We start from the raw sequence: 9,032 nt of genomic DNA on the forward strand, positions 1-9,032 counted from the left end.
TTTTTATTCCAAATTTAATTTACGATATTGATATTGTAATCCTTGAACCATGTATGAAGCTGAACAAAGTAGGCTAATAATTGCGGTCCTGTCATCAATTGGCCAAACCAAGGCTCTTTGAACGAGTTTCCTCCAGATTGAGTCAGTTTTTCCAATTGCTCTTTGTCAAAAAATTCATGAATAGCTGAAGACTTATCCTGTAAAATAGCCAGCATCTGATTTTGAACGGCCTTCGTATATTCAGGATTATGTGTTTTTGGATAAGGGCTTTTTTTACGGTACAATACTTCCTCAGGCAAAATGCCTTCGAAGGCCTTACGCAGAAGTCCTTTTTCCCTGCCGCGGTACATTTTCATCTCCCACGGGATATTCCAAACGTATTCTACTACACGGTGGTCTGCAAATGGGACTCTGACCTCAAGGCTTGCCCCCATGCTCATTCGGTCTTTCCGATCCAACAAAGTGGTCATAAACCATATCATATTGATATAGAATAACTCTCTTCGCTTTGATTCCTCCAAGCTTTCCCCTTCTAATTTAGGCGTTTCGGAGATGGCCTGACGATATTGTTCCAAGCTATATTCACGTAAATTTAACCTGTCCTTCCAAAACGGCTTTAATAAATTTTCCCTTGACTCAACTGAACGCATCCACGGAAAGCCTGGGCGCTCTAAATCTTCCTTGCGATGAAACCATGGGTAGCCGCCAAAAATTTCATCCGCACATTCACCCGACAGACTAACAACAAAATCCTTTTTTATCTGTCTGCAAAACCATAGTAAGGAAGAGTCTATATCGGCCATACCTGGTAAATCCCGAACGTGAACGGCTTCCGCTAATGCATCAACTAATTGCTGCTGTGAAATAATTTCACTATGGTGTTTCGTTTGAAACGTATCTGTCATGAGATTAATATATTTTTCATCGGAATCCGGCTGAAATTCATTCGCAGTAAAGTATTGCTGATTTCCCTCATAATCAATCGAATACGTTTGAAGCTGCCCTTTCCCCTGCTCTTCTAAACCTTTCGCGGCAATGGCTGTAATGATACTCGAATCCAGTCCTCCTGACAATAAGGTACATAAGGGTACATCCGAAACAAGCTGTCTTGTGATGGCATCGCTGACTAAGAAACGTACTTTTTCCGCTGTTTCCTCCGCATTATCCTTATGCTCCTCGCTTTTTACATTCCAATAACGCCAAATTTTCAAGCCGTTTTTGGAAAAGGTAAGAGCATGTGCCGGCCTTAATTCGTTAATCCCTTTAAAAACACCAGATCCTGGCGACCTCGATGGCCCAACACCTAAAACCTCTGCCAGACCTTCATGAGTAATCTCTGTTTTCACCTCTGGGTGGGCAAGGATAGCTTTTAACTCTGATGCAAACAACACCCCATCCTTATGTTCTTTGTAAAATAACGGTTTTACCCCCAATCGATCGCGTCCGATAAAGAGCTGCTCTTTTTTGCTATCCCAAACCGCAAAGGCATAGATCCCATTTAAATAGTTCACACACTCTTCCGCCCATTCTATATAGGCAGTTAACAGTACTTCTGTATCAGAATGACCATTAAAAGAATATCCTTTAGTAAGGAGAATTTTGCGCAAATCTTCGGTGTTGTATAATTCTCCATTGTAGCAAATTGTATATGTTGAGCCATCCTTTTGTTTGGACATGGGCTGACGTCCCCCAGCAGGGTCAACGACGATCAGCCGCTTATGACCGAAACCTACATGTGTATCTGTCCATAGATTTGTTTCATCAGGACCTCTTTTTGCCAATGTTTGCGTCATCTTTTCAATTGCATGGTGTTCTTTTCCAACCCATTTTTTAAAATCAATCCATCCTGATATGCCACACATGTAATTTTGTACTCCTCTCTGTTATTGCAGTTAATTCACTGCTTAGATGGTGATTATTCTATTCAGCCCAAATGAATTGGTTAATTGTCCATAACAGAAATGGTATCGGTCAGTTTGTCTATATACTTACGTAAAATAGTTTTTTTAAAAAATAGTTGAGGTTATAAAATCCCTTTAAGATGTCAAAAAAGGAAAATGAAAGCATCTGGCATGGAGGTTAACAATGAATCGACAACAACGAATCCATCTATACGATATTCAGGAGCGGTCTTATACAGAAGGGACCGTTGAACAAATAAATGGTCAATGGATATTTTTTGATGAGGAAACAGAGGAAGCCTCTATGTTGGAGGAATTTCTTCACCAGGAAATTGAAATCTTCCGGATGAACCGCTGGAAAAAGGGAATATTGTATGAACCAGGCAATATCCGAATTGGAAACGAAGTAACGATGCTGCGAGACCATGATACTGTAAGAATTAGGAAGCATTTAATCTACTCTCTCGAACGACTTTTAGATGGAATTAATGATGATGCCTTTTTCCAATTTGTGACGACCTTGAATTCTTTAGAATTTTCCATTTATGACTGTATTTACTGTTATAATCATTTGTCCTTTCTTTCGGATGAGAATCGTAAAGATGGGGTCAATTTTATGGTTTTTGATAATCAAGAGCTCATTTGCAATGTGCAGCATCATTTTTATTATTATGAAAAGGTCAATGACCGGTTTGAGTTTACAATTAACACTGGCAAGCGATTAATCATTGAAAAAATGATTTCATAAATAAAAGAGGCTATGGTCAGCCTCTTTTATTTATTCTCCGATATATTTTGCATAAAGTGATTTTGCTTTGACAATGTCATTGGTTCCATGGATCAGGACCCTGGCATCTTTGAATATGACAATGGAGATCCCTTCTTCGGGGGAAAACCGGACGAGAAAGTCATTTCCCGCTGCTTGAGTGCTGTTTACAAGCCTTGCACGAACTTTATTTAAATCTAGCTCCCGTTTCCTTCTGGGATTGACCTGCACTGTGTTCCGCCCGCATAGAGATGTATAAGATGCCTGATGCTCCGAGGAGCGGTCCAGAAAGTCAAATCTCCTTTCCACGCAGGCCGGACAATTAGGATTTCGCCCCTGTGAAATATCCATTTGCATCGTCGTCATATCCCAGATGTCGATTTGTTCAAGATTAGGAGTCGTCTTTGCATCAACTAGATATTTGATGGTTTCCATCGCCTGAAAGGAACCGATAATATCTGTTAACGGAGAAAGAACGCCAACTGTATCACAGGTTTCCCCCAATCCTTCCGGAACATCTGGAAATAGACAGCGGTAGCAAGGAGTAATCCCTGGTTTGATGACGGCAAACATTCCTCTTGAACTGACAGCGGCCCCATGAACCCAAGGAATGCCATACTTAATGGCCACATCATTGATCAAGAAACGGGTCATAAAATTGTCCGTTCCATCCACAATTATATCCATCCCACTTATCAGCTCTTCAGCATTATCCAAATTAACATCGGCAATAACCGCATCAACCTTGACGGATGAATTAATTTTATTCAGCCTTTTTTGCGCGGCAATCGATTTTGGAAGATTTAATTCCGCATCCTCTTCATCAAATAGCGTCTGCCGCTGGAGATTGGACAGCTCCACCACATCCCGGTCAATCAGCCTAAGATAACCGACACCTGAGCGAACTAGATGATTCGCAATAACCGTCCCAAGCGCACCTGCTCCGATCACAACCACTCGGGCTTCCAGCAATTTCTTTTGTCCCTCTTCCCCAATGGCCCGAAACAGAATTTGTCTCGAATACCGCTCCAAGTTACTCATCCAACCGCCCCATTTCTACAAATTAATGAATCACCATTATTTCTATTTTATCAAATTAATAATCTCCTACTATCACGTAAATTTTAATTTTAAAAATATTGTAAAAATGATACAATAAATATTGGATTTAAAGATAATTTTTGGGAGAAATCTCTTATTAAAAAATATATAAAAATAAGAGATGTTGCTATACATTTTAATAGGAAGAGGGGAATTAGCTTGAATTTAGGTGGTTTTAAAAACAAAGAAGTAGTCGTCGATTTATCATCTCGTACCATTGATTACAGAACTATCAACGAATCAGATGCAAAAAAGTATATTGGCGGACGGGGGCTTGGCGTCAAATATGTTTTAGATAACGGCCCCGATGTGGAACCGCTCTCATCTGAGAACCTGCTTTGCATCATGACTGGTCCTGTTACAGGTTCACGCTCCTCGATGAGCGGACGCCTTTGTGTTGTCACAAAATCCCCGCTTACAGGAACCGTAACAGATTCTCACATGGGGGGATGGACAGCAGCACGCCTTAAATGGGCAGGTGTCGATAATATTCTCATCAAAGGGAAAAGTGACCAGCCTGTTTACCTCTACATCGAAGAAGGCAAAGCCGAGCTTCGCGACGCCTCAAGCCTGTGGGGAACAAGCGCCAGAGAATTTGTTAAAGCGATGAAAGACCAATATGGTGAGAAGGACCTGAGTGTCATGACCATTGGCCAGGCCGGTGAAAATACCGTCCGCTTCTCATGCTTCATCAATGAACATGACCGGGCGGCAGGACGCGGCGGTACAGGAGCGGTTGCCGGTTATAAAAAATTAAAAGCGATTGTCATTAAAGCGGCCCAAAAAGGCAATATGCCGGCGCCAAAGCTTGAAAACGAATATAAAGAAGCCAACAAAAAGGCTGTTAAAGCGATTTTAGATGGCGGTTTGACCGCTCCAAATAAAGGCGGCTTATCCGTATACGGAACGAACGTATTAACCAATATCATCAATGAGGTTGGCGCGCTTCCAACAAAGAATTCCCAATTCTCTCACTGGGAGGAAGCCGAAAAGCATAGCGGTGAGTATGTAAACACACACCTTCGTGTTGCCAACAACACCTGCCATGCATGCCCGGTCGGTTGTAAAATTGAAGTTGAAGTAAAGGATGGCAAGTATAAGACGCGGGTTGAAAGCATCGAGTTTGAATCGGCTTGGTCACTTGGTTCCAACTGCTTATTAAGCGATTCCGAAGCCATCTCCTACTTAATTGACCGCTGCAATGAGTACGGTCTTGATACCATTGAGCTTGGCCATGCGTTTTCAGTAACAATGGAAGCTTACGAAAAAGGGATTATTACCGACAAGCTCAACTGGGGCGATGCAGATGCGATGATTGAATTGACAAGAAAAATTGCTCTGCGTGAAGGTTTGGGCGGCATTCTTGCCGAAGGTCCTGCCCGCGCTGCGGCCCATTTTGGAGCACCTGAATTATCCATGTCCGTTAAGGGACAGTCCATCCCTGCCTATGACCCACGCGGCATTCAGGGTATTGGTCTTGGGTATGCAACAAGCAATCGTGGTGCCTGTCACCTGCGCGGTTATACCGTGGCAAGTGAGATTGCCGGAATTCCGGAGCCTACCGACCGCTTAAAGCCAGAAGGAAAAGGCGAATTATTAAAGGTATTCCAGGATATGCTGGCCTTTGGTGATTCCATGGATATTTGTAAGTTCTCCTCCTTCTCTGAAAATGCTGAGCATTATGCCGAGCAATATAGTGCGATGACCGGTATTTCACTCACAGCTGAAGATGTCATGAAGGCAGGGGAAAGAATTTACAATCTTGAACGCTATTATAATAACCTTGCCGGCTTTAACAAGAGAGAAAACGATTTCCTTCCAAAACGCTTTACGGAGGAACCGGCATCAGGAAATAGTGCTGGATTTGTCAGCCGCATGGATATCATGCTTGAAGAATACTACGAGGTACGCGGATGGAAAGATGGAATTGTACCAGAGGAAAAACTTCGTGAATTAGGGATTATCGACCATGAGGGTCAATTAGTTTAATAGTTCATTTAAAAGAGGCTGACTCCTTTTTGAGACAGCCTCTTTTCTTAACCTCCTACCCTGGAGGTTTTATATCGATATTTTTTGATTAGTTCTTCAAGGGCGCTCGCACTTTCTGCACTAAAACGAACAAAAACAGCATTCACCTTAAAAGTTGACGTAATGGATATGATTTCTTCTGATAGGATCTGACCCGTCCAGCATTCTGCTGAATATGTATATGGGAAGAAATCCGTCACCTTTTCTGCGCCAAGTTCCTCCAAATACATTCCAAGATGTTCTTTACGGATGCCGCGAAACTCTAACTCTTTTACCAGCATATTATCCACCAGCAACGGGCGGAAATAAGGCGAACTGGTCGGTATCCACTACTTTTGTCTCCAGGTCATCAAGATGGATGATATTTCTGCCGTTGATGAACACATGGACAAATTGCCGCAATTTTTTTTCCTCTGTAAAAATTTCCTCCCTTAGTGCAGGAAACATTTCCACCAATTTATCAAGAACGTCAATAACCCGATCTCCTTCAGGCAATACATTTACAGATACACCGCCGCAAATTTCTCTTAGGTTAGCAAATACCTTCACAATCACCGGCTCCACTCCTCTCTATTTATTAAAATATTAAAAGAAAAACACCTGGTTGTCATCCTATTATCTAAAAAAGCCATCGGAACGATCCGACAGCTTAAAAATTTTAAGGGTTTAGAATGGACATTGGCAGTTCGACAAAACCCAAATATAAAACAAGGGCCCATGCAATTACAAACTGAATCCAAAATACTGAAGTTTTTCGCTTAGCTGCTGCGCGGCTGAGAATCATTTCAAAAAGGCCGATAATCCAAAGCCCGACAACTGCTTTTAAAATATACAACACGCTGATATTTGACAGCATGAATAGTAGACCTACACCAGTTGCGATGATAACAAGATAAAGCACCCTTAAAATCATTTGCACAATTTTTGCCCCTTTTGCCTTCCCGCTCGAATGCAAGGAAAGGGCCACAAAAAACAAAATGAGAGCTAACGCCCAAGCGGTAACGTGACCGTGAATCATATAATAACTGCCTCCTATGTATTGTTATCCTGTCTATCATACCATAGGGAAATGAAAAAAACGAAGAAAAGGAATGGTAAGAGCCTTATTTGAATAAAAATCACGATAATAAGATTATTTGGGCTTTTTTATCACATTATATGAGCCCAAACATAAAATGGTAAAGACCAAATAAAACATAAGGGTGTTGTTTATGCCAGCCATCGTTGGAGTTGCGCAAGTCATTACACTGGGTAACAGCTCTGTTTTTCACATTGGCGATGTTTATAAGATTATGCCATTCGCAGCTGCGAAAACATTCTCTGGGGCTGGATCCTTTAATACCGGTGAAAGATTGGATGTTAATAACAGAATGAGTTCCACAAATACGTACGATCCAGAGCTAATTGATCAAGCAACTGCCTTTAATATGTAATGAATGGGTGGGGTATTATGAATTTTTTTATTCAACAATCCATTCACATCAATTATATCAAAATCGGCGGTATCACCAATTCTTCTATCTTACAAATTGGCAGTGCCGGGATCATTAAATCAGCCGCCTATTTAAGCAATACTGGCGGATTTACACAGCCGGCTCCAACTGCTATTAAACCTGGTGAAGTCGTAAGCCCGACTATATCCCCACTATCTCTGGCCCCGGCTGTTCCGCTGCAAGCTCCAGTCCAGTAGCAGAAAATGACTGAAATTCTTTAAAGATAAGCATTCTTGTAAAATAACAACCAGAATTCTATTGCTGCTGCATATATTTACTTAACAGGAAAAAGTAATTTTCTAGTGAGGTGAGATATATGTATCAGGATATGAACCAATATATTCAATGGCTGGTTCGGAGTGTTCAGGAACAGGAAAATCGAATTGCTTCATTAGAAAGGTCTATTCAACAAATGAAGGATGAAATCAAAAAGTTAAATGAAAAGCCGCCTATCAATGTGGAGAGAATTGAATACAAATTTGACCAGTTAAAGGTGGAAACACTTGAAGGAACATTAACGATTGGGTTAAATCCGGGTGACCTTTCCGGGATTGAGGATTTTGCGGTTCAAAATCAATCTCCTAAGGCGCCAATTCCACCCCAGGATCTCATGCAAAGAACAATGAAATTAGAAGAGGCTATTTATCAATATTTAGAAACAGATTTGCCGCAAATTATTGAAAAAGCCCAAAATCAGCTGGCTATCCCGCCAAATGAATCCTATCTTAGCTTCATTCGGGATGATATTATGAAACAGCTTCCGAACAGGATTGACTTTCATTTTAAGGCGTTAAGCCAAGACCGGACAATTGATGTAAATACAATGGAGGAACAAATTATAGAACTTATAAAAAAGGAAATACAAAATGGCGTATTCGTTTTTCTGCAAAATATACCTGATAATATGAAAGGGATGAACAAGGAATGATTTTTGAAGTCTATAACCGGGATATTTGTGTAGGGAATATTAAAATCACCGGGGTTGCAAGCTCTTCATTGGTCATGGTGGGCGATACTCAAACCATCCAGCTGGCAAGTGCTTTTGATACTCCTCCGGAATCCTTAATCATCGGCCCCTTCGTTCCGCTTGCACCGGATGTGACTCCAGGTTATGCTTGAACGAATATCTAAAGTTGATTTTTTAGGTGCAAAGGTTGTCTCTTTCTCCTCCATTATTCAGGTGGGTGATTCCTGCATTTTAGATGCATTCTCTCGGGCTCTTGCCATTCAAAGAGAAGCGGAAATCTTTTATGGTCAAGAAGGGAATACTCCTTCATTTCCGGTAACGACAAAACCGATTCCGTTTCTGCCGATTAATGAAAACATATCCATCAGGTCGCATCATTTCAATCCTGTTATAAAGGTTCAGAAAATAGATATCGTAGGAATTTCCAATGCCTCCGTACTGAATGTCGGTAATACGAGGAATGTTTCAATGGAAGCACGTGTAAAACATATCCGGCAGCTCCTTCCGCATGGGCATGAAGAGGAACTGCGGTAAGAGATACGCGTTCAACAAGTTTTTTTGCAAAGGATGTTATAAATGCCTGCAATTATAGGACCAGTTCAGATTGTTAATGTTTCCGGCGGAATCGTGCAATTTGGAGATACCGTATATATTTCACCAAAATCCGGCTCGAAAACAGCTGCAGGTTCTGGCGGGTTTAATACTGGTGGAGTTGTGATTGCCAATAATGGCCTTAGCGGGACCAATGTGGTTGACACAAAGCTGCTTGACCAGCC

General features: G+C 41.4%; 13 protein-coding genes. 8 read left to right on the forward strand and 5 right to left on the reverse strand.

What is annotated here, in order from left to right; all coding sequences use genetic code 11:
- Positions 1-14: 14 nt before the first annotated feature.
- Positions 15-1,862 carry an asparagine synthase (glutamine-hydrolyzing) gene (gene asnB, locus KHB02_RS06775; RefSeq protein ID WP_213141035.1) on the reverse strand — a complete coding sequence of 616 codons (1,848 nt, stop codon included), beginning with the start codon at positions 1,860-1,862 and terminating at the stop codon, positions 15-17.
- Positions 1,863-2,085: 223 nt separating this feature from the next.
- Between asnB and KHB02_RS06780 the strand changes: the two genes are divergently transcribed.
- On the forward strand, positions 2,086-2,649 hold the full coding sequence (locus KHB02_RS06780; protein WP_213141036.1) for a DUF2777 domain-containing protein: 564 nt from the start codon (positions 2,086-2,088) through the stop codon (positions 2,647-2,649).
- A 30-nt stretch (positions 2,650-2,679) separates the two neighbouring features.
- Here the strand turns inward: KHB02_RS06780 and KHB02_RS06785 are convergent, their stop codons facing one another.
- Complete coding sequence (locus KHB02_RS06785; protein WP_213141037.1) at positions 2,680-3,708, reverse strand: ThiF family adenylyltransferase; 1,029 nt, start codon at positions 3,706-3,708, stop codon at positions 2,680-2,682.
- 219 nt (positions 3,709-3,927) lie between these two features.
- Between KHB02_RS06785 and KHB02_RS06790 the strand changes: the two genes are divergently transcribed.
- On the forward strand, positions 3,928-5,757 hold the full coding sequence (locus tag KHB02_RS06790) for an aldehyde ferredoxin oxidoreductase family protein (RefSeq protein ID WP_213141038.1): 1,830 nt from the start codon (positions 3,928-3,930) through the stop codon (positions 5,755-5,757).
- A gap of 47 nt (positions 5,758-5,804) precedes the next feature.
- Here KHB02_RS06790 and KHB02_RS06795 read toward each other — a convergent pair whose 3' ends face one another.
- The 3 genes from KHB02_RS06795 to KHB02_RS06805 all read right to left on the reverse strand — a co-directional run bounded on the left by KHB02_RS06795 (position 5,805) and on the right by KHB02_RS06805 (position 6,814).
- Complete coding sequence (locus KHB02_RS06795) at positions 5,805-6,077, reverse strand: MoaD-like domain-containing protein (RefSeq protein ID WP_213141039.1); 273 nt, start codon at positions 6,075-6,077, stop codon at positions 5,805-5,807.
- Between the two features lies 1 nt (position 6,078).
- Positions 6,079-6,351 carry a ubiquitin-like small modifier protein 1 gene (locus KHB02_RS06800; RefSeq protein ID WP_213141040.1) on the reverse strand — a complete coding sequence of 91 codons (273 nt, stop codon included), beginning with the start codon at positions 6,349-6,351 and terminating at the stop codon, positions 6,079-6,081.
- 103 nt (positions 6,352-6,454) lie between these two features.
- Positions 6,455-6,814 carry a YisL family protein gene (locus KHB02_RS06805; protein WP_213141041.1) on the reverse strand — a complete coding sequence of 120 codons (360 nt, stop codon included), beginning with the start codon at positions 6,812-6,814 and terminating at the stop codon, positions 6,455-6,457.
- Between the two features lie 193 nt (positions 6,815-7,007).
- Between KHB02_RS06805 and KHB02_RS06810 the strand changes: the two genes are divergently transcribed.
- The 6 genes from KHB02_RS06810 to KHB02_RS06835 form a co-directional block, all read left to right on the forward strand.
- Positions 7,008-7,229, forward strand: coding sequence for a spore germination protein (locus tag KHB02_RS06810; protein WP_213141042.1), 222 nt, complete (start codon positions 7,008-7,010; stop codon positions 7,227-7,229).
- 17 nt (positions 7,230-7,246) lie between these two features.
- Positions 7,247-7,486 (forward strand): spore germination protein GerPB, encoded by a 240-nt coding sequence (locus KHB02_RS06815; RefSeq protein WP_213141043.1) that lies wholly within the window; start codon positions 7,247-7,249, stop codon positions 7,484-7,486.
- 119 nt (positions 7,487-7,605) lie between these two features.
- A complete protein-coding gene (gene gerPC, locus KHB02_RS06820; RefSeq protein WP_213141044.1) occupies positions 7,606-8,217 on the forward strand; it encodes a spore germination protein GerPC in 612 nt (203 codons plus the stop codon).
- Positions 8,214-8,408 (forward strand): spore gernimation protein GerPD, encoded by a 195-nt coding sequence (locus KHB02_RS06825; protein ID WP_213116658.1) that lies wholly within the window; start codon positions 8,214-8,216, stop codon positions 8,406-8,408. The genes gerPC and KHB02_RS06825 overlap by 4 nt, the downstream gene beginning before the upstream one ends.
- On the forward strand, positions 8,401-8,790 hold the full coding sequence (locus KHB02_RS06830) for a spore germination protein GerPE (RefSeq protein ID WP_213141045.1): 390 nt from the start codon (positions 8,401-8,403) through the stop codon (positions 8,788-8,790). The genes KHB02_RS06825 and KHB02_RS06830 overlap by 8 nt, the downstream gene beginning before the upstream one ends.
- Positions 8,791-8,832: 42 nt before the next feature.
- Positions 8,833-9,032 (forward strand): spore germination protein (locus KHB02_RS06835; protein WP_241113754.1); only part of this gene is annotated, 200 nt, incomplete at its 3' end.

The organism is Neobacillus citreus (genome assembly GCF_018343545.2).
Taxonomy (GTDB): domain Bacteria; phylum Bacillota; class Bacilli; order Bacillales; family Cytobacillaceae; genus Neobacillus; species Neobacillus citreus.